This is a genomic window from Blastomonas sp. RAC04 (assembly GCF_001713435.1).
GTDB classification, from domain to species: Bacteria; Pseudomonadota; Alphaproteobacteria; order Sphingomonadales; family Sphingomonadaceae; genus Blastomonas; species Blastomonas fulva.
The window spans coordinates 556,839-575,167 of the sequence record NZ_CP016460.1; the positions used below are offsets into that span (position 1 = coordinate 556,839).

Sequence of the window (18,329 nt, forward strand, 5' to 3'; positions counted from 1 at the left end):
AAACGACGGGCGATCAGGCCTGTTCGGGGGTTTCCGGATCGAGCAGCCGGTGCAGGTGCACGATGACATAGCGCATCTCGGCGTCATCGACCGTGCGCTGAGCGTTGCTGCGCCAGGCTTCTTCGGCGCTGGCATAATCGGGATAGACACCGACAAGATCCATGTTGTCGAGTTCGCAGAAATCGAGGGTTTGCGGATCGCTGACGCGTCCGCCCATGACGAGATGAAGTTTGCTCATTGAATTGTGCGTCCCATGACCGATGAACTGGATGCCGGGCGGCATCCTCTCCTTCACCGGGGCCTTGGCGGCCACCGCGTGATAGCGGTGCGCCTTAGTCGCATCTGGAACGATTTTCCAGCCCTGACGCGCGTACCTGCGATCAGGGCTTCTTGCGGCTGAGCAACGTCTCGCGCGCCTTGCCGATCGACGCCCTGGCCTTGCCGACCAGCGGTCCGGTAGCCTTGGCGATGGGCTTGCGGCCATAAAACAGCCCGCCCAGAAGTCCCGCCAGTGCCAGCTTGCCGCGATGCGCCCAGGCGAATCCCGCCGCCTTGTCCGCAGCGCCGCCGATGGTGTTGGCGGCGGTGTCTATCGCTTCGTCGGCAACGTTCGCCGGCGTGAAGCGCTCCTTGGCGCGGGCGAGCGCCTTTTGCCACTGGGTGCGCGCGGCGACCCTGCGTGCGGCAACTTCCGCAAGGCTGGGTTCATGCTCGTCAGGGCTTTGCGCGGCCTGCATCTGCTCTGTCATGCGTGACCCTCCGCAGCCGTGCCGGTGGTTTCGGCTTCGGGGTCAGCGGCGAACAATGCGCTCACCTTGCCGACGCGGCCCGCCGCCAGCCAGAAGCACAATGCCGCCAGCACCAGACTGCCTGCAATGGTGGCTCCCATCGCACCCCATGCGCCCAGGATCGGGATGAGTGCGATCATCGTCCCCACCACCAGCGCGATGAGCGCGCAGCTGATCAGGATCAGCCCGACGACGCCGAGCAGCGCCATGGTGCGGATCTGCCGGCCGGCTGCCGACATCCGCGCCTTCTGAAAGCCGATTTCGGCATCGATCATCTCGCGGCCATCGGCGTACAGGCCGCGCAGCTGGTCGATCATTCCGGGCTTGGCAGTGGGTTCGCTCGCGTCCCGGGCCGCCGTGGCATCACCTGCCCCTGTGTCCGGAGCGACAGCAGATGCAGGCGCACTGGACCCAGGCGCGGGATTGGGAATGGTGGTCATCAATTTGGGTTCAATCGGCGCCGGACCTGCGGTCAGCGCTTCTTGCCGCCAAAGACCGATCCGACAAGCTTGGCGAGCATCAGGCTGACCACCGCCGCGATGCCGAGAGCGGCCGCGGGCTTGGTCCGCACGAATTCGCGCGTATCCTCGGCGATCTCATCCACAGGCTTGGCGCGCAGACGATCGGCAGCATCGCTGACCGATTGCGCCGCAGTGCGCGCATAATCGCCATATTTGGGGCCGATATTGTCGTCGATCGCCCCGGCGCTGTCGCTGATGATGCGCGCCAGGCCATGCACGGCGTCGCTGGCCTTGTCCTTGACGTCGGTCGCCACTTCGCGGGCCTTGTCGGTCATGTTGTCGGGGATCATGGCATTCACCTTGGCTGCAGCGGCGCCCAGCGCGCTGGTGTCGGACGAAGCGGTTTCGGGCGCGGTCGTGACCGCAAGCGCGGTTCCGGTCGCCACGGCAGGAGCGATGGCCTCGGTTGGCGTGGCCGTCGTCTTGCGCTTGGGTGCAGCGGTCGTGGCGGAGCCATCTGTGGGGCTGGCTGCCTTTTTGGTGCGCGGCTTTTTGGGCGCAGCCTCGGTCGGGGCAGCGGCCTTGATTTCTTCTTCGGACATATATTCCTCCTCAAGCTTTGCAGCAGACGCATGAGGCGTTGCCGCGGTTCCGCTTGCCCTTGCACTATTCTGGCCAGTCCGTGCACATTTTCAAGCGTTTTCGCGTTTGCAGCATGGAGGCGCCAAGGTGCGTCCGGATGGTTGCCAACGGGCCCTCCAAGCCCTAGAGGGTGCGCCATTCCATCCACCTGCCAGACCCGAAAGAGTGCCGCTTATGACCGCGATCATGGATATCCACGCCCGCCAGATTCTCGACAGCCGCGGCAACCCCACGGTCGAAGTCGATGTGCTGCTCGAAGACGGCAGCTTTGGCCGGGCAGGGGTGCCCTCGGGCGCATCAACCGGAGCCTATGAGGCGGTCGAGAAGCGCGATGGCGACATGACGATGTATCTGGGCAAGGGCGTCACCCAGGCGGTCGACATGGTCAACAGCGAGATCTTCGAGGCGATCGTCGGGCTCGACGCAGAAGACCAGCGTGACATCGACATGGCGATGATCGGCCTGGATGGCACCGAAAACAAGTCGCGGCTGGGCGCCAACGCGATCCTGGGTGTCAGCCTCGCGGTCGCCAAGGCCGCAGCCGACGCACGCGGCCTGCCGCTGTACAGCTATGTCGGCGGCGTCTCGGCGCATGTGCTGCCGGTGCCGATGATGAACATCATCAATGGCGGCGAACATGCCGACAACCCGATCGATTTTCAGGAATTCATGATCATGCCGGTCGGCGCGGATAGCCTGGCCGAGGCCGTGCGCTGGGGATCGGAAATCTTCCACACGCTCAAGAAGGGTCTGCATGAGAAGGGCCTGGCGACCGCGGTCGGCGACGAGGGCGGCTTTGCCCCCAACCTCGCCTCGACCCGTGCCGCACTCGACTTCATCATGGCGTCGGTCGAAAAGGCAGGCTTCAAGCCCGGCGAGAACGTCGTGCTGGCGCTCGATTGCGCCGCGACCGAATTTTTCCGCAACGGCAAGTACGAGATCAGCGGCGAAGGCCTTTCGCTTAGCCCCACCGAAATGGCGGACTATCTTGGCAAGCTGTGCGACGAATATCCGATCCGCTCGATCGAGGACGGCATGAGCGAGGACGATTTCGAAGGCTGGCTCGCGGTCACCGAACTGCTGGGCAACAAGGTCCAGCTGGTCGGCGACGATCTGTTCGTCACCAACCCCGAGCGGCTGGCGATGGGCATCGAAAAGGGCCTGGCCAACAGCCTGCTGGTCAAGGTCAACCAGATCGGCACGCTCACCGAGACGCTCGAAGCCGTCAGCATGGCGCACCGGGCGGGCTATACCGCGGTGATGTCGCACCGTTCGGGCGAGACCGAGGACGCGACGATCGCCGATCTGGCGGTCGCGACCAACTGCGGCCAGATCAAGACCGGTTCGCTTGCTCGCTCGGACCGGCTTGCCAAGTACAACCAGCTGATCCGCATCGAAGAAGAGCTGGGTGCTAGCGCCCATTATGCCGGGGCAGCGATCTTTCGCTGATCTTGACTTCTATTGATCGCATATTTGATTCGCGAGGGCGGTTTCGGCTTGTCAGCCCGAATCAATTGTGATTCATAGGGTTAATGCCGCAACGTAAACCCGTCATCAAACCAGCAAAGCAAGCCATTGCGCCGGGCATCTCGCTTGTCGCCTTGCTGGTGATCGCGGGGTATGCGCTGCTCGGGCCGACGGGCGTGCTCGCCTGGGGCGATTATCGCCAGCGGCTCGAGGTGCAGAAGGTGGAGCTTGCCCGCCTGCGCGACCAGCGCGACGCGCTGCGCAACCGGGTGAAGCTGCTCGATCCGCGCGCGGTCGACCCCGATCTGGTGAGCGAACTGGTGCGCCGCGATCTCAATGTCGCGCATCCCGACGAGATCATCGTTCCGCTGAAATAGGCGGCCCGGTCACCGCAGCCATGCTGCGGGATTATTGCGCAAAACCCGCCTAGGCCGTTGCGTAAACCGCGTGCTTGCTTCTATACCCGCTGCGGTCGTTTCCTCCCCGCCTCACGGCACCGATCCCAATCGTGAAAGGTTTCCCGTCTTGGTCAAGACACCCGCTGCAAAGCCCGTTCGCAAACCACCCGCAAAAGCTCCCGCCAAGTCCGCAGATGCCGATGCGCCTGCCGCCAAGGCGAAGTCGGCAGTGCTTCCCGAAGAGGGGAGCAACCACCCCCGCCCGCGCGATCCGCAGCGGCATGAAGCGACCGCCGACGAGCTGCTGCATTTCTACAAGGAAATGCTGCTGATCCGCCGCTTCGAAGAGCGCGCCGGACAGCTGTACGGTCTGGGCCTGATCGGCGGATTCTGCCATCTGTACATCGGCCAGGAAGCGGTCGCGGTCGGGCTGCAGTCGGCGCTGACGCCGGGTCAGGACAGCGTGATCACCGGCTATCGCGACCATGGCCATATGCTGGCTTATGGTATCGATCCCAAGGTTATCATGGCCGAGCTCACCGGGCGCGGCGCGGGCATTTCGCGCGGCAAGGGCGGGTCGATGCACATGTTCTCGACCGAGCACAAATTCTATGGTGGCCACGGCATCGTCGGCGCGCAGGTTGCGCTGGGTGCGGGCCTCGCCTTCGGTCACAAGTACACCGAGGATGGCGGCGTTTGCATGGCCTATTTCGGCGATGGCGCGGCCAACCAGGGCCAGGTCTATGAAAGCTTCAACATGGCCGCCCTGTGGAAGCTGCCGATCATCTTCGTGATCGAGAACAACGGCTATGCCATGGGCACCAAGGTGTCGCGCAGCAGCGCCGAGACCGAATTCTACCGGCGCGGCGATTCCTTCCGCATCCCCGGCATGCAGGTCAACGGCATGGACGTGCTCGAAGTGCGCGGCGCGGCCGAGGCGGCGCTCGAATATGTCCGCGGCGGCAATGGTCCGCTGCTGATGGAGCTCAAGACCTATCGCTATCGCGGGCACTCGATGTCGGACCCTGCCAAGTATCGCAGCCGCGAGGAAGTGCAGAACATGAAGGACAATTCCGATCCGATCGAGGCGGCCAAGGCGGAACTGCTCAAGATGGGCGTTTCCGAAGAGGCGATGAAGACGATCGACAAGGACATCCGAAAGCTGGTGAGCGAGGCGGCAGACTTTGCCGAAACCTCGCCCGAGCCGGACCCGTCCGACCTGTATACCGATGTGCTGGTGGAGCAATATTGATGGCCATCGAACTGAAAATGCCCGCGCTTTCCCCGACCATGGAGGAAGGCACGCTGGCCAAATGGCTGGTCAAGGAAGGCGACACCGTTGCCTCTGGTGACATCCTCGCCGAAATCGAGACCGACAAGGCGACGATGGAATTCGAGGCGGTCGACGAAGGCACGATCACCAAGATCCTGATCGCCGAGGGCACCGACAACGTGAAGGTGGGTGCGGTCATCGCGATGATCGCTGCCGAAGGGGAGGATGCCTCCACGCCTTCGCCAGCGCCCGCTGCCGAACCCGTGCCCGAGCCGGCAAAGGCCGAAGCGCCGAGCGAGGACGCCAAGATCGTCCCCGAAACGCCCAAGCGCGCTCCGGTCAGCGATCCTGCCGTGCCTGAAGGCACCAAGATGGTCTCGACCACCGTGCGCGAAGCGCTGCGTGATGCGATGGCCGAGGAAATGCGCCGCGACGACCGCGTGTTCGTGATGGGCGAGGAAGTCGCCGAATATCAAGGCGCTTACAAGGTCACCCAAGGATTGCTCGAGGAGTTCGGCGCGCGCCGCGTCATCGACACCCCGATCACCGAATACGGCTTTGCCGGTATCGGGGCGGGCGCGGCGATGGGTGGCCTGCGTCCGGTCATCGAGTTCATGACCTTCAACTTCGCGATGCAGGCGATCGACCACATCATCAACTCGGCGGCCAAGACCAATTATATGTCCGGCGGTCAGATGCGCTGCCCGGTGGTGTTCCGCGGACCCAATGGCGCGGCCAGCCGCGTGGGCGCGCAGCACAGCCAGAACTTCGGTCCGTGGTATGCCAGCGTTCCCGGCCTGATCGTGATCGCGCCGTATGATTCAGCCGATGCCAAGGGCTTGCTGAAAGCCGCGATCCGCACCGAGGACCCGGTGGTGTTCCTTGAAAACGAGCTGGTCTATGGCCGCAGCTTCGATGTCCCCGATCTGGAGGACCATGTCCTGCCGATCGGCAAGGCGCGGATCATGCGCGCGGGTGCAGACGTCACCATCGTCAGCTATTCGATCGGGGTTGCCGTCGCGCTCGATGCGGCGGAAAAGCTGGCAGCCGAAGGCATCGAGGCCGAGGTCATCGATCTGCGCACGCTGCGCCCGCTCGATACCGCAACCGTGCTCGAAAGCCTGAAGAAGACCAACCGCATGGTGGTGGTCGAGGAAGGCTGGCCGGTCTGCTCGATCTCCAGCGAAATCATGGCGGTGGCGATGGAGCAGGGTTTCGACGATCTCGACGCACCGGTGCTGCGCGTCACCAACGAGGACGTGCCGCTGCCTTATGCCGCGAACCTGGAGAAGCTGGCGCTGGTCGACAGCGCCCGCGTGATCAAGGCGGTCAAGAAGGTCTGCTACAAGGGATGACAGGGGGTGGCCGGGTCGTGAGGCCCGGCCACGCTCAGGTCTTGGTGCAGATCAGACCTGCGACGCACAGCCCCTTGTCGGGATTGGTGGGGTTGTTGCCGCCGCTATAGCCCGGCAGTCCTTCATCCTCGTCGTCGTCATCGTCGTCATCGCCGTCCCCGCCGCCAGCGGCGAGCGCCGCTTGCGCCGCGGCGATATCGGCATCGGATGTTTGCGGCAGGATCGCGTCGTATTTGTCGCAGGTCGACTTGCGACTTGCAGACACGTTGTTGCCGGGTTCCTTGCCGATCTCGCGGCTGTCGCGCACCGTATAGGCGGCCTCCTGATACAGCTCGCGGTCTTCCATGAACATGCTGCCGAACAGCGGGTGATAAGTGTAGTGCAGTTCGACGAACATCACCGCCGTGCCGGACGTCGCCTGGATCTTGTCGCCTGAAGGACCCATGCCCTGGAAGCTGGTGCCGGTGGCACCGGTGCCTTGCGCGCCGTAATTCGAATCCTCGAAGTCCATGCCCTTGCAGCGCTGCCACATGATCGTCTGGCCACCATTGGCATTGAGCTCGAGGCTGGAGAGGATCGTGCGGCCATCCTGATACAGGCCGGCAGCGCCCGCCTGCAGCGCGGCTGCCTGGAACACGTCGTTGATCTGCTGCTCGGAGATCACCTTGGCGCCCAGATTGGCGTTCAGCGTGCCGATGCGTGAGGCGTTGTCGGCCATGTTGAGCGCAATCTGGCTCATCTTCATCTGCGTGATCGCGAGATTGGAGATCTCGATGCCGTAGAAGCCCAGCCCGGTGAACAGCGGCAGGGTGAAGGCGAACTCGATCAGCGCCATTCCCGAACGGTCACGACGCAGCTTGCGGGCAAACTGCCTGCCGCGCGCCAGAAGGCCGCGCTTTTCGGGACGGGGTGCCGGCAAGGGCTGAGGATGGGCAGCGTTCATGTGCAAATCACCTGCGTGGTTTCAGAGGCCTGGTCGGCATAAGGCTGGTTGCGCAAAACGGTGGCCGAGGCGATCGTCGCCTGGCTGCTCATCCCGATCAGGTTGTAGAGCGGAAACTTGCGCTGATAGTTCATGCGCACGGTGTACAGCACGACGTCGCGCGCTCCGCCGACGCCGTCCTTGCCCAGATCCGCATCCCAAGTGCCATTGGCGTTTTCATCGGTGAAGCATTCGCCGGCATCGCGGACAGAATTGCTGTTCTTGTCCTCGAAGTCCTCGGGCAGGCCGACCTTGGCGAAGTCGCGATAGTTGCGCCGTTCATACGAGAACACCGCCCCGGTGCCGAGCGGGCCCAGGTTTTCCTTCACCTTGGCATCGAGCGTCCCGACGGCATTGGCACCCGTCTCCAGCGCGGAATCGCGCCCCGCCTTCTGCACCGCGCCGTCGAGGATGGCGCTGGCATAGACGTTGTAGCCCATGTCGAACACACCCAGCAGCATCATGATGAAGGTGGGCGCGATCAGCCCGAACTCGGTCGCGGAAACCCCGCGCCGGTCCTGGCGAATGCGCTTGATGAAGACGGGCAGGGCCATCACTTGGTCAACCTCAGTTCGGAAATCTGCTTGGCGATGTTCTGGAACGCGGTGTTCAGCTTGGTGCTGTTTTCCGCGGTGAACGAACTGCCCGAGCTGGCGCAGGTCTGCAGGTCGGTGGTCAGCGTGGTGCCGAAGGCGATCACCCACAGGCGGATGCCCTTGGCCTTGATCGCCTCGCAGATCGCCAGATAGCGCTGCCGCTGGCGTTCCAGCTGCGTGGGGTCGTTGCTGCCGCCGGTGACGCGCTGGTCCAGCATCTCGGTGCCATACATGCTGGCGACGAAATCATAGCTGGTCAGCTCGCCATCGGTCATGAAGATCAGATGGCGACCCACCGATCCGCCATTGCCCGGCGACGCGTTGACGTTCGACGAGAAGATCCCCTGGGGCGATGCAATGCGCGCACCCCAGAGCAGACCGACATCGTGATAGGTGCCGCCAACGGCCACCAGCGAGTTGACATAAGTCTGCACATCGGCGCGCGCCATGGTCGACAGAAGGCTTGCCTTGGTCGGGCAGGCGGTCGAGCGGCCCCCGTCACGCAGCCAATAGACCTGCTCCCAATAGGGGCGCCATCTGGTGGCTGCGCTGTTGGGGACCGCATCGATGTTGAGATCGTGCGCGTTGGTGCTGCCGTTGACGGTGATGCCGCTGGCCCCATAGGCGATCGGAGCGCCCGCAATCGTGTCGCGTTCCTCGATGCAGCCGGTCCAGCGGCTGGTTCCGCCGTTCCCGTCGCTGGGCGTCGGCACCGCAGGGTTGGCAGTCTTGATCGACCGCACGAAGTCGAAGGTCGGGTAGGTGCGCTGCTCATAGACGTAGATCAGCGTCGCGCCGCCCACGGCCACCGACGAGTCGACCTGGGTGGTCCGCCTGCGGACGCATTGCCTGGTGTCCGAACCGCTCCAGCCGGGAGCAAACCCTCCCCAGCTGTATCGCTCGTACGACACCGTCGTCGTGGAGGTGCCCGATGTTACCGGCGCGGTGGGGTTGCCGGTCGGGTTGGGCGTGAAGCCGAAGCCCGACCCGTCGGCGTTGTTGCCATATGTGGTGCACTGCTGGCGGGTGATGTTGGTGCCGCCGCCCGAGATCGTGTTGTGCCAGCGGTTGGGGCAGGCAAAGGACTGGTTGCCTCCGAACACCTGACAATCGACGGTGGTCGTGCGCCAGATCGGACGACGCGATTGATAGCTCCAGCTGTCGGCAGCGTTGCCACCGTTCAGCCAGCTCGAGTTGGTGTCATACAGGATCTCGCCGACATTGACGTTGGTCGAATAGGGGACGAACGCATAGCGGATGCGCGCCAGGCTGCCGGTGGCGGCATTGGCAAGCGTGTCGTAGAAGCTCATCACCGAGTTGCGCAGCGCGGTGATCTTGACGATCGAACCGCCGCCGCCGACGGGAATGCTGTCGTTCATCGATCCGGTCACGTCGAGCACGAAGGTGACGTCCGAGTTGCTGAGGTTGAGCTCCGCCTCGCAGGTCACGTCGATCGGGATCGTCTTCTTGCCGAACATCCCCATGATCGCGGTGGGCATGACCGTGGAGGCCGACCCCAGCACCTTGCTGGTGCCGCTCGGATTGGACGTGTTGAAGGTGACGGAGTGGGAGTCGTTGTAGCCCGCCTTGAAGTTGATGTCGAAGAAGTCCTGCGCCTGCGCCTTGGCGGCGTCCGAATAGCTGCTCTGCTGCATCGCGCGGCGTCCGGCGAGCACGCCCGCATCGCAGGCCTGCTGGATGCGCGACTTGACCATATAGGCGCGGCTCATGTCGACCGCTCCGCCGATCATCGCGGCCATCGGCAGGATGCTGGCCGCCACGATGGGCAGCACGTTGCCGCGCTTCGATGCAAGCAGGCGGTTGAGCCACGGGCGCCGGGCAGCGGTCTGGTCCGCGCCCTTGCGCGTCGCAATGGCGTCATGGCGATGCTGAGTATTGGTGGTACGGATCGTCATGGTTGGTAAATGCCCCTGTCACGTATCGGGCCTTCTACGCGCGCAATGGTAAGCAGCCTTCAAAGGGACGTGGTTACCGCGATCTTTACCTTGATCCGGCGCGGCTTTTGGTGGATCGCGCCCCTCATGCAGGCCCCCGAACCCCCCGTTTCACCCCTTGTCACGCTCGCCAGCAGCTATGGCGATGCGCAGATACGGGTCTGGTGCCAGGCGCTGTTCGCGTTCGATGCGCAGATCGCCGGGATCGTGCTGCAGGCGCGCGAAGCGATGCTGGCGCAGATACGCCTGCAGTGGTGGCATGACGTCATTGGCAAGCCTGCCAGCGAGCGGCCATCGGCCAATCCGGTGCTGGCGGCGCTGCTGCCGCTGGAGGCGCAAGGGCTCGACCTGCAATCCGCGCTTGGCCCGGTGATCCGCGGCTGGGAGGCGGCGCTGGAGCTCGAGGATGGAGCCGCGGTGGCAGAATTCGCAGAAGGCCGTGGCGCGCTGATCGCCGCCTTTCAACCCCTCGCACCGATGGTGAGCCGGGACGATCTGGCAGGGATCGGCAAGGCCTGGGCTCTGTGGGACATGGCGCGCTTTCACCGCCGCACACCTGCGCTGGACGCTGCCGTCAAGGCGGCGGGCGATCCGACGCTCGCTGCACCGAGGCTGCCGCGCAAACTGCGTCCGATCTCGATGATCGCGCGGGCGGTGCGGCTTGACTTTGCGCAGGGCCAGATGGATCGTCCCTGGGGTGGCCCCGGCGTGTTCCTGGGGCTGGTCTGGCATGGTCTGACCGGGCGCTGAGGGAGCGCTGACGGGGCAGGGCCCTCGCCGGATATTGGCGGGGGGATTGGCAATGCGCTTCCTGTTTGGCGGTCTGGCGGCGATCGCGCTGGTGATCGGCGGCTTCTTCATCATCCGTGCGCAGCAGCAGGACGATGATCTGGCCAGCATCGCAGCGCCGCCACCCGAGCCTGTGGACACCGCGCTGCCCTTGGCCGATCCCGGGACGATGCGCGGCCCCGCGCCCCCCGAGGCCACCGAGATGACCCGCGAAGAGCGCCGCTTTGCCCGTCATGACCGCAATGGCGACCGGATCATCACCCGCGAAGAACTGCTCGCCAGCCGCACCAAGGCGTTCAAGGCGCTCGACAAGGATGGCAACAACCTGCTCACCTTCGAGGAATGGGCGGTCGCCACGTCCGACCGCTTTGCCACGGCGGATGCCGATGGCAACGGCCGCCTGTCGGCTCAGGAGTTTGCCACGACGAAGCCCAAACGGCCTGTAGCGCGTTGCAAATGCTGATTATTCTGCTGCGATCGCAACCGGTTCGCCGTTGATCCAGCTTTGCAGGTCGGCACGCGCGCGCGAGGTGTAGGCCTCCTTGCGCTGTTTCTTGTGCACCTTGCCCTCGGGCGGCGGGAACAGGCCGAAATTGACGTTCATCGGCTGGAAGTCGCTCGCATCCGCGCCCCCGGTGATGTGCCCCAGCAAGGCGCCCAGCGCGGTGGTGACCGGCGGCGCGTCAAGCACCCGGCCCTGCAGTTCGGCAGCTGCAAAGCGCCCCGCGATCAGCCCGATGCTGGCGCTTTCGACATACCCCTCGCAACCCGTCATCTGCCCGGCAAAGCGGATGTGCGGCGCAGCCTTGAGGCGCAGCTGTTCGTCGAGCAGCCGCGGCGAGTTGATGAAGGTGTTGCGGTGCAACCCGCCCAGCCGCGCGAACTCGGCCTTTTCCAGCCCCGGTATGGTGCGGAACAGCTCGACCTGCGCGCCGTGCTTGAGCTTGGTCTGAAAGCCGACCATGTTCCACAACGTGCCCAATTTGTTGTCCTGCCGCAACTGCACCACCGCATAGGGCCAGCGCCCGGTGCGCGGATTGTCTAGCCCGACCGGCTTCATCGGACCGAAACGCAGCGTTTCCACCCCGCGCGACGCCATGACCTCGATCGGCATGCAGCCCTCGAAATAGGGGGTGTCCTTCTCCCATTCCTTGAACTCGGTCTTGTCGCCGTCCATCAGTCCCTGGTGGAAGGCAAGATACTGCTCTTTGTCCATCGGGCAGTTGATATAGTCCTTGCCGTCGCCTTCCGGGCCAACCTTATCCCAGCGGCTTGCCATCCAGCAGATGTCCATGTCGATGCTGTCGCGGTGGATGATCGGGGCAATGGCATCGAAGAACGCCAAGGCGTCCTCTCCGGTCGCAGCACCGATCGATTGTGCCAGCGTCATTGCAGTAAGCGGGCCCGTGGCGACGATCGTCGGGCCGCTTTCCGGCAGGCTGTCGATGCGTTCGCGCACGATCTGGATGTTGGGATGGTTGCTGAGCGCCTCGGTGACCGCAGCAGAGAAGATGTCGCGGTCCACCGCCAGCGCCGATCCTGCAGGCACCTTGGCCTTTTCCGCCGACGCCATGATCAGTGACCCCAAAGTGCGCATTTCCTGGTGCAGCAGGCCCACGGCATTGCGGTCGGCATCATCCGAGCGGAAGCTGTTCGAGCAGACGAGTTCGGCCAGGCCATCGGTCTGGTGCGCGGGCGTCATGTCGCCGCCGCCACGCATTTCCGACAGCCGCACCTTGATGCCGGCCTCGGCCAGCTGCCATGCCGCCTCGGACCCGGCGAGCCCGCCGCCGATGATGTGAATCTGATGTTCGAAGGTGTGTGTGTTGCTCATGCTCGAGCAAATAGCGTGGCGGACTGGTTTTGCACAGGGTGCGTTGCACCGCTTGCGCGAGCGATGCGAACAATGCCATCAGCTTGGCAAGAACAGAAGGGCAGGGGCATATGGTCGTCAAACGCGCATTGGTGGAATCGCGGCCGTGGCTGCTGCTCAGCCTGGTTGCGGCGATCAGCTATTATTTCGTCAGCGATGCGCCCATTCCCGGCCTGTACCTGATGCTGTGGAAGGGTCTTGGCGTCGGGTTTCTCGCCATCTTCGCGTCCGTCCGGCACCATTCGCTCGATGGTTGGCTGATCGCCGGCGTCATGGCGCTGGGCGCCATCGGCGACATGCTGATCGAGATCGACCTCATCTACGGAGCGATCGCCTTTCTGCTGGGGCATATCGTTGCAATCGCGCTCTATGCGCGGCACCGGCGGCCCACCGTGACGGTCAGCCAGCGGGCGTTCGCGATATTGCTGGTACCTGCAGTGGTGCTGATCGCATGGGCGCTGCCGATCGACCGATCGGGCGCAACCGGCATAGCCGTCTATACCCTGTTCCTCTCCGTCATGGCGGCGATGGCATGGACCAGCGACTTTCCGCGCTATCGCGTCGGCACCGGTGCAATCATGTTCGTGGCGTCCGACCTGCTGATCTTCGCGCGGTTCGGACCGCTCGAGGGATCGGTGCTGCCCGAGTGGCTGATCTGGCCGCTCTATTACTTCGGTCAGTTCCTGATCTGCACCGGGGTGATCCAGACGCTGCGCCACAAGGACCCGCGGGTGCCGACTTGAAGCCAGCGGAGGCTAGTGTTATAACATCCGTATGAACAAGCCCCTTAAGCTCATCAAGATCGGCAACTCGACCGGCGTCATCCTGCCCAAGGATATCCTCGCGCACCTCAACCTGGCGCAGGGGGATGAGGTGTCGGTGGTCAAGCAGGCTGATGGCATCGCGCTCAAATCTGCCGATCCCGACTTCGACAAGCAGATGGCAACGGCTCGCGACGTGATGGGCCGTTATCGCAACGCCTTGCGTGAACTGGCCAAGTGAGATGCCGGACTGGGTCTGGCTGCGGCATGATGTCGTTCTTGCGCTGCATGACGAGCAGATCGCCGAACATGGCGGGCTGAGCGGCATTCGTGATCTGGCGCTGGTCGAAAGCGCGCTGGGTCGGCCGTTGAACCTTGCCGCTTATGGCAACCCGGATGCGGCTGACCTGGCGGCTGCCTATGCCTTCGGGCTGGCACGCAATCACCCGTTCAGCGATGGAAACAAGCGCACGGCGGCGGTTGTGGCGTTGACCTTCCTGCTGCTTAACGACGTCCAGTTCGCGATCACCGAGGCAGAACTGGTCGTGATGACGCTGGCGGTTGCCGCGGGCGACCTGTCCGAAGACGAGGTCGCCCGTTGGTTTCGCGATCATATCGTGACGGGCTAGGCGTTACTCTGGCGCTTCGGATGCGCCGTCCTGCTCTGCAGCCACGTCGTCGCTCGCCTCTTCTTCGGCAATCCGCGCCGCGCTCACGACGTGCTCGTTAACGGCCACGTTGAACAGTCTCACACCTGCCGAATTGCGCCCGATGACGCGCATCGTCGAGAGGCTGAGGCGGATGAGCTTGGCCTGATCGGTCACCAGCATCAGCTGGTCGCTCTGATGCGCGGGGAAGCTCGCCAGAACCGGCCCGTTGCGACCGATATTGTCGATGTTGGTGATCCCCTGGCCACCGCGATTGGTGCGGCGATAGTCATAGGCGGACGACAATTTGCCATAGCCGTTGGCGCAGACGGTCAGCAGGAACTGCTCGGCGTCCGCGAACTCCTTGACCCGCTCGGGCGACAGTGTCGGCTCGGCCTCGTTGCCCTTCCACGGGGCCGCGCGCAGGTAATTGTCGCGCTCTTCGGTGGAGGCTTCAAAGCCCGAGAGAATCGACAGTGAAATGACCTCGTCGCCTTCGCGCAGCGTCATACCGCGCACCCCGGTCGAGGTGCGGCTCTGGAACTCGCGCACGTCGGTGGCTGCAAAGCGGATCGCCTTGCCCTGGCGCGTCGCCAGCAGCACGTCGTCGCCCTCGGTCAGCAGCGCAACACCGATCAGCCGGTCATCCGATCCTTCGTCGAAGCGCATCGCGATCTTGCCGTTGGTGGGCACGTTGGTGAACGCGTCCATCGAGTTGCGCCGCACGGTGCCGTTGGCGGTAGCAAACATCACGTGCAGATCGGCCCAGGTGCTCTCGTCCTCGGGCAGTGGCAGCACGGTCTGGATGGTCTCTCCCTGTGCCAGTGGCAGGAGGTTGATCATCGGGCGTCCGCGCGTCGCCGGGCCGCCTTCGGGCAGGCGCCACACCTTCTTGCGATAGACCTTGCCGTGGGTGGAGAAGAACAGCACCGGCGTGTGCGTGGAGGTCACGAACATGCTGGTGACGGCATCCTCGTCCTTCGTCGCCATGCCAGAACGGCCCTTGCCGCCGCGTGCCTGCGAGCGGAACGCGTCGAGCGGGGTGCGCTTGATATAGCCCTGCAGGGTGACGGTGACGACCATTTCCTCGCGCTCGATCAGGTCTTCGTCCTCGATGCCGTCCCAGGCAGGCGCGATCACCGACAGGCGCGGGGTGGCGAACTCGTCGCGCACCGCGATAAGCTCTTCCTTGAGCACATCGTAAAGCTTCGCCCGATCGCTGAGGATCGCGAGATACTCCTCGATCGCCAGCGCGAGCGCGCTCAGTTCGTTGCCGATCTCGTCGCGGCCCAGCGCGGTCAGGCGGTGGAGGCGCAGATCCAGGATCGCGCGGACCTGAAGGTCGCTCAGGCGGTAGATGTCGCCTTCCAGCTCACCCTCGATCGCCTCGACCAGCTTGATGTACTGTGCGATCTCGCCGATCGGCCATTCGCGTGCCAGCAGTCGGGCGCGGGCCTCGGCGGGCGAGGCCGAGCTGCGGATGATCTTTACCACCTCGTCCATGTTGGTGACCGCGACCACCAGACCCAGCAAGATGTGCGCGCGGTCGCGCGCCTTGGCGAGCTCGAACTTGGTGCGGCGGGTGATGACCTGCTCGCGGAACTGGACGAACGCCTCGATGATGTCCTTGAGGCCGAGCACCTCGGGACGGCCGCCACGAATGGCGAGCATGTTGGCAGGGAAGCTCGACTGCGCGGGGCTGTAGCGCCAGATCTGGTTGAGCACGACCTCGGGCGAGGCATCGCGCTTGAGGTCGATGACGATGCGCACGCCCAGACGGTTGGATTCGTCGCGGATGTCGCTGACGCCCTCGATCCGCGCCTCCTTGCCCTTGGCGGCCTCGGCGATCGTCTCGACCAGCGCGTTCTTGCCGACCTGATAGGGGATCGAGGTCAGCACGATCGAGCGGCGGTCGCCGCGACCCTCCTCGATCGTGTGGCGCGCACGCATGATGATCGATCCGCGCCCCTTCTGGTACGCCGCGCGGGCACCCGACTGGCCAAGGATCAGTGGCGCGGTCGGGAAATCGGGGCCCGGGATGATCTTCATCAGATCATCGAGCTCGATCATCGGGTTCTCGATCCACGCCAGGCATCCGTCGATCACCTCGCCCAGATTGTGCGGCGGAATGTTGGTCGCCATGCCGACCGCGATGCCGCCTGCGCCATTGACCAGAAGATTGGGGAAACGCGCGGGTAGAACCTGCGGCTCCTGGCGAGATCCGTCATAGTTGGGAATAAAATCGACGGTATCTTTTTCGATATCTTCCAGAAGCTTGAGCGCGACTTTGCTCAACCTTGCTTCGGTATATCGCATCGATGCCGGGGCATCGGGGTCCATCGAGCCGAAGTTGCCCTGGCCGTCGATCAGCGGAACCCGCATCGCCCAATCCTGCGACATGCGCGCCAATGCCATGTAGATCGAGCTGTCGCCGTGCGGGTGATAGTTACCCATCACGTCACCGACGATCTTGGCCGACTTGCGATAGGGCTTGCCCGCGACGAAGCCGCCTTCGTGGCTGGCGTAAAGAATGCGGCGGTGGACGGGCTTGAGGCCATCGCGAACATCGGGCAGGGCGCGGCTGACGATGACCGACATCGCATAGTCCAGATAGCTGGACCGCATCTCATCGACGATGTCGATGCGTTCGATTTCGGTGGGTTCCGCTGCTGCGGTTTCGTCGTTCATTCCATGCGCCTTTTATGCCTTTGTGACGCTTTTGCGTCTCGGCTTGGCTCTAGGCGAAGGGGGGCGAAAATGCCAGCTTTTGCGGGCTTTCCGACCGGATTTTTCAACAGGAAAATCAGCAGCTTGGGTGGCAACAGCGGCTAGGGCTGAATGGCCGTGCCATCCCAGGCGAATATCCCGCCCGAATCGGCTGCCTGAAGGCCGTCCAGCACGTCTGTCAGGCATGCGGCGCTATAGGCCGCATCGAACAGTCGGCCCTCTGCCACATTGCCCTGGAACGGCTTGCTGAGGCTGGTATCGACGGTCCCGGGGTGCAGTGCGACGCAGATCGACTGGTCGTTGCGGCGCCCCAATTCGATGGCGATGTTGCGGATGGTCATATGCAGCGCGGCCTTGGCGGCGCGATAGCCGTACCAGCCACCCAGCCGGTTGTCGGAGATGCTGCCCACCCGCGCGCCGATCGCAGCGAACAGGGCAGGGGCCTTGCGCGGCATCAGCGGCACGAAATGCTTGCCGACAAGTGCCGGGCCGATGGTGTTGACCGCAAAGTTGCGCGCCATCCAGGCCGGGTCGATGTCCTTGAGGCTCTTTTCCGGCCCCTTGCCATCAGCATGCAGCAGTCCGGTGGCGACGATCACCCGGCTGGGGATCAGGCCCTGAGCGCGGATGTGCTCGGCCGCTGCCGCTATGCTGGGTTCGTCCTCGAGGTCGATATGCGCCACGCCGTCAAAGCTGCGGGCAAGTGCAACGACATGCGCACCGCGTGTCTGTGCCTCGTGCATCAGCGCCGCGCCGATCCCGCCCGACGCTCCGATGATCACGGTACAATCGCTCATGCGCGTATGAACCGCCACACGGCCTCGTCGCTGGTTTCCGGGTCGAAGCGGTAGCCATCGGTATCGAAGCCCTTGAGCGCCTCTGCATCGTCATGGCGGTTCTCGCACAGGAACCGTGCCGCCAGCCCGCGCGCCCGCTTGGCCTCGAAGCTGATGAAGCGCGGGCCATCCGGGCCCTGCTGGCGGAAGTCGGCGGTCACCACCCTGATTCCGCGCTTTTTCAGCCCCTTGTCGGCGGCAGCGAAATACTCCTGGCTGGCCAGATTGACCACCGTGTCGCTTCCGCTGGCGGCAAGGTCGTCGGCAACCGCCGCTGCAATCCGGTCGCCCCAGTACGACACCAGAGAGGGGTGACGTGGCGCCCATCTCGTACCCATTTCAAGACGATAGGGCCGAATATTATCAAGCGGCCTCAACAAGCCGTAGAGCCCGGACAAGATGCGCACATGGTCCTGCGCAAAGGCCAGAGCCGGTTCTTCGAGGCTGCGCGCGGCAAGGCCGGAATAGACATCGCCGTTAAAGGCAAAGGCAGCCGGGCGCTCGGGCTGATCGTAAAAACCGCGATACCGGCCATAGTTCAGATCGATCAGCGCATCGGAAACCGGCATGATCTGCTTGAGCCGCGCCTTGGTCAGCCGTGCAGCCGATCGCACCAGCCGCTCGGCCTCGGCCTCGAACCGGATCGGGCTCGGGTCGACGGCGGGGGGTGGCGAATCGAAATCCAGGGATTTTGCGGGGGAAAGCAGGATGATCATACCTGCCCGCGCATAGCCCAGCAGGCGGGGCGTTGCCAAGCCGTTCGCAGCGCACCCACCGCA

At 64.1% G+C, this 18,329-nt stretch carries 20 protein-coding genes; 9 read left to right on the forward strand and 11 right to left on the reverse strand.

Annotation, left to right across the window (positions count from 1 at the left end; translation table 11 throughout):
- Window positions 1-13: 13 nt before the first annotated feature.
- From BSY18_RS03745 to BSY18_RS03760, 4 genes are all read right to left on the reverse strand, one after another.
- On the reverse strand, window positions 14-238 hold the full coding sequence (locus tag BSY18_RS03745) for a DUF4170 domain-containing protein (protein ID WP_054133250.1): 225 nt from the start codon (window positions 236-238) through the stop codon (window positions 14-16).
- A 142-nt stretch (window positions 239-380) separates the two neighbouring features.
- Entirely contained in the window at window positions 381-749 is a 369-nt protein-coding gene (locus BSY18_RS03750; RefSeq protein WP_150126196.1) for a hypothetical protein, read from the reverse strand.
- The gene (locus BSY18_RS03755) at window positions 746-1,228 is read right to left on the reverse strand and encodes a phage holin family protein (RefSeq protein WP_069049695.1); all 483 of its coding nucleotides are present in this window, start codon (window positions 1,226-1,228) and stop codon (window positions 746-748) included. The genes BSY18_RS03750 and BSY18_RS03755 overlap by 4 nt, the downstream gene beginning before the upstream one ends.
- A 32-nt stretch (window positions 1,229-1,260) precedes the next feature.
- Window positions 1,261-1,851, reverse strand: coding sequence for a hypothetical protein (locus BSY18_RS03760; RefSeq protein WP_069049696.1), 591 nt, complete (start codon window positions 1,849-1,851; stop codon window positions 1,261-1,263).
- 214 nt (window positions 1,852-2,065) lie between these two features.
- On the opposite strand from BSY18_RS03760, the gene eno reads away from it, so the two are divergent.
- The 4 genes from eno (at window position 2,066) to BSY18_RS03780 (ending at window position 6,384) form a co-directional block, all read left to right on the forward strand.
- On the forward strand, window positions 2,066-3,340 hold the full coding sequence (gene eno, locus BSY18_RS03765; protein ID WP_069049697.1) for a phosphopyruvate hydratase: 1,275 nt from the start codon (window positions 2,066-2,068) through the stop codon (window positions 3,338-3,340).
- Window positions 3,341-3,423: 83 nt separating this feature from the next.
- Complete coding sequence (locus BSY18_RS03770) at window positions 3,424-3,735, forward strand: FtsB family cell division protein (protein ID WP_054133170.1); 312 nt, start codon at window positions 3,424-3,426, stop codon at window positions 3,733-3,735.
- Between the two features lie 250 nt (window positions 3,736-3,985).
- Window positions 3,986-5,008, forward strand: a complete 1,023-nt coding sequence (gene pdhA / locus BSY18_RS03775; protein WP_069051676.1) for a pyruvate dehydrogenase (acetyl-transferring) E1 component subunit alpha — start codon at window positions 3,986-3,988, stop codon at window positions 5,006-5,008.
- Window positions 5,008-6,384 carry a pyruvate dehydrogenase complex E1 component subunit beta gene (locus tag BSY18_RS03780; RefSeq protein ID WP_069049698.1) on the forward strand — a complete coding sequence of 459 codons (1,377 nt, stop codon included), beginning with the start codon at window positions 5,008-5,010 and terminating at the stop codon, window positions 6,382-6,384. The genes pdhA and BSY18_RS03780 overlap by 1 nt, the downstream gene beginning before the upstream one ends.
- 34 nt (window positions 6,385-6,418) lie before the next feature.
- On the opposite strand, the gene BSY18_RS03785 is transcribed toward BSY18_RS03780, so the two are convergent.
- The 3 genes from BSY18_RS03785 to BSY18_RS03795 are packed head-to-tail and all read right to left on the reverse strand — an operon-like array spanning window position 6,419 to window position 9,878.
- The gene (locus BSY18_RS03785; RefSeq protein WP_069049699.1) at window positions 6,419-7,327 is read right to left on the reverse strand and encodes a TadE/TadG family type IV pilus assembly protein; all 909 of its coding nucleotides are present in this window, start codon (window positions 7,325-7,327) and stop codon (window positions 6,419-6,421) included.
- The gene (locus BSY18_RS03790) at window positions 7,324-7,920 is read right to left on the reverse strand and encodes a TadE/TadG family type IV pilus assembly protein (protein ID WP_069049700.1); all 597 of its coding nucleotides are present in this window, start codon (window positions 7,918-7,920) and stop codon (window positions 7,324-7,326) included. The genes BSY18_RS03785 and BSY18_RS03790 overlap by 4 nt, the downstream gene beginning before the upstream one ends.
- Complete coding sequence (locus BSY18_RS03795) at window positions 7,920-9,878, reverse strand: TadE/TadG family type IV pilus assembly protein (RefSeq protein WP_083231294.1); 1,959 nt, start codon at window positions 9,876-9,878, stop codon at window positions 7,920-7,922. Before BSY18_RS03795 ends, BSY18_RS03790 begins: the two co-directional genes overlap by 1 nt.
- Before the next feature lie 126 nt (window positions 9,879-10,004).
- Here BSY18_RS03795 and BSY18_RS03800 point away from each other — a divergent pair, with 126 nt between their 5' ends.
- Both BSY18_RS03800 and BSY18_RS03805 read left to right on the forward strand, forming a co-directional pair.
- Window positions 10,005-10,667, forward strand: coding sequence for a hypothetical protein (locus BSY18_RS03800; protein ID WP_150126197.1), 663 nt, complete (start codon window positions 10,005-10,007; stop codon window positions 10,665-10,667).
- A gap of 52 nt (window positions 10,668-10,719) precedes the next feature.
- The gene (locus tag BSY18_RS03805; protein ID WP_069049702.1) at window positions 10,720-11,169 is read left to right on the forward strand and encodes an EF-hand domain-containing protein; all 450 of its coding nucleotides are present in this window, start codon (window positions 10,720-10,722) and stop codon (window positions 11,167-11,169) included.
- On the opposite strand, the gene trmFO is transcribed toward BSY18_RS03805, so the two are convergent.
- The gene (gene trmFO, locus BSY18_RS03810) at window positions 11,170-12,540 is read right to left on the reverse strand and encodes a methylenetetrahydrofolate--tRNA-(uracil(54)-C(5))-methyltransferase (FADH(2)-oxidizing) TrmFO (protein ID WP_054133163.1); all 1,371 of its coding nucleotides are present in this window, start codon (window positions 12,538-12,540) and stop codon (window positions 11,170-11,172) included.
- A gap of 110 nt (window positions 12,541-12,650) precedes the next feature.
- Here trmFO and BSY18_RS03815 point away from each other — a divergent pair, with 110 nt between their 5' ends.
- Genes BSY18_RS03815 through BSY18_RS03825 form a run of 3 tightly spaced genes read left to right on the forward strand, consistent with a single transcriptional unit; the run spans window position 12,651 to window position 13,969 of the window.
- Window positions 12,651-13,322 (forward strand): lysoplasmalogenase, encoded by a 672-nt coding sequence (locus tag BSY18_RS03815; RefSeq protein ID WP_069049703.1) that lies wholly within the window; start codon window positions 12,651-12,653, stop codon window positions 13,320-13,322.
- Window positions 13,323-13,353: 31 nt separating this feature from the next.
- A complete protein-coding gene (locus BSY18_RS03820; protein ID WP_054133161.1) occupies window positions 13,354-13,581 on the forward strand; it encodes an AbrB/MazE/SpoVT family DNA-binding domain-containing protein in 228 nt (75 codons plus the stop codon).
- Window position 13,582: 1 nt separating this feature from the next.
- Window positions 13,583-13,969: a type II toxin-antitoxin system death-on-curing family toxin gene (locus tag BSY18_RS03825; protein WP_069049704.1), complete on the forward strand. Its 387-nt coding sequence runs from the start codon at window positions 13,583-13,585 to the stop codon at window positions 13,967-13,969.
- Between the two features lie 3 nt (window positions 13,970-13,972).
- On the opposite strand, the gene gyrA is transcribed toward BSY18_RS03825, so the two are convergent.
- The 3 genes from gyrA to BSY18_RS03840 form a co-directional block, all read right to left on the reverse strand.
- Entirely contained in the window at window positions 13,973-16,675 is a 2,703-nt protein-coding gene (gene gyrA, locus BSY18_RS03830) for a DNA gyrase subunit A (RefSeq protein ID WP_069049705.1), read from the reverse strand.
- Between the two features lie 140 nt (window positions 16,676-16,815).
- Window positions 16,816-17,511 (reverse strand): SDR family NAD(P)-dependent oxidoreductase, encoded by a 696-nt coding sequence (locus tag BSY18_RS03835; RefSeq protein ID WP_069049706.1) that lies wholly within the window; start codon window positions 17,509-17,511, stop codon window positions 16,816-16,818.
- Complete coding sequence (locus BSY18_RS03840; RefSeq protein ID WP_069051678.1) at window positions 17,508-18,266, reverse strand: YaaA family protein; 759 nt, start codon at window positions 18,264-18,266, stop codon at window positions 17,508-17,510. The genes BSY18_RS03835 and BSY18_RS03840 overlap by 4 nt, the downstream gene beginning before the upstream one ends.
- Window positions 18,267-18,329: the final 63 nt, after the last annotated feature.

Excerpts from the sequence above, each read along its gene's own strand:
- BSY18_RS03745 (WP_054133250.1), bottom strand. The coding sequence starts at position 238 with ATGAGCAAACTTCATCTCGTCATGGGCGGACGCGTCAGCGATCCGCAA.
- BSY18_RS03750 (WP_150126196.1), bottom strand. The coding sequence starts at position 749 with ATGACAGAGCAGATGCAGGCCGCGCAAAGCCCTGACGAGCATGAACCC.
- BSY18_RS03755 (WP_069049695.1), bottom strand. The coding sequence starts at position 1,228 with ATGACCACCATTCCCAATCCCGCGCCTGGGTCCAGTGCGCCTGCATCT.
- BSY18_RS03760 (WP_069049696.1), bottom strand. The coding sequence starts at position 1,851 with ATGTCCGAAGAAGAAATCAAGGCCGCTGCCCCGACCGAGGCTGCGCCC.
- eno (WP_069049697.1), top strand. The coding sequence starts at position 2,066 with ATGACCGCGATCATGGATATCCACGCCCGCCAGATTCTCGACAGCCGC.
- BSY18_RS03770 (WP_054133170.1), top strand. The coding sequence starts at position 3,424 with ATGCCGCAACGTAAACCCGTCATCAAACCAGCAAAGCAAGCCATTGCG.
- BSY18_RS03780 (WP_069049698.1), top strand. The coding sequence starts at position 5,008 with ATGGCCATCGAACTGAAAATGCCCGCGCTTTCCCCGACCATGGAGGAA.
- BSY18_RS03785 (WP_069049699.1), bottom strand. The coding sequence starts at position 7,327 with ATGAACGCTGCCCATCCTCAGCCCTTGCCGGCACCCCGTCCCGAAAAG.
- BSY18_RS03790 (WP_069049700.1), bottom strand. The coding sequence starts at position 7,920 with ATGGCCCTGCCCGTCTTCATCAAGCGCATTCGCCAGGACCGGCGCGGG.
- BSY18_RS03795 (WP_083231294.1), bottom strand. The coding sequence starts at position 9,878 with ATGACGATCCGTACCACCAATACTCAGCATCGCCATGACGCCATTGCG.
- BSY18_RS03800 (WP_150126197.1), top strand. The coding sequence starts at position 10,005 with ATGCAGGCCCCCGAACCCCCCGTTTCACCCCTTGTCACGCTCGCCAGC.
- BSY18_RS03805 (WP_069049702.1), top strand. The coding sequence starts at position 10,720 with ATGCGCTTCCTGTTTGGCGGTCTGGCGGCGATCGCGCTGGTGATCGGC.
- trmFO (WP_054133163.1), bottom strand. The coding sequence starts at position 12,540 with ATGAGCAACACACACACCTTCGAACATCAGATTCACATCATCGGCGGC.
- BSY18_RS03815 (WP_069049703.1), top strand. The coding sequence starts at position 12,651 with ATGGTCGTCAAACGCGCATTGGTGGAATCGCGGCCGTGGCTGCTGCTC.
- BSY18_RS03820 (WP_054133161.1), top strand. The coding sequence starts at position 13,354 with ATGAACAAGCCCCTTAAGCTCATCAAGATCGGCAACTCGACCGGCGTC.
- BSY18_RS03825 (WP_069049704.1), top strand. The coding sequence starts at position 13,583 with ATGCCGGACTGGGTCTGGCTGCGGCATGATGTCGTTCTTGCGCTGCAT.
- gyrA (WP_069049705.1), bottom strand. The coding sequence starts at position 16,675 with ATGAACGACGAAACCGCAGCAGCGGAACCCACCGAAATCGAACGCATC.
- BSY18_RS03835 (WP_069049706.1), bottom strand. The coding sequence starts at position 17,511 with ATGAGCGATTGTACCGTGATCATCGGAGCGTCGGGCGGGATCGGCGCG.
- BSY18_RS03840 (WP_069051678.1), bottom strand. The coding sequence starts at position 18,266 with ATGATCATCCTGCTTTCCCCCGCAAAATCCCTGGATTTCGATTCGCCA.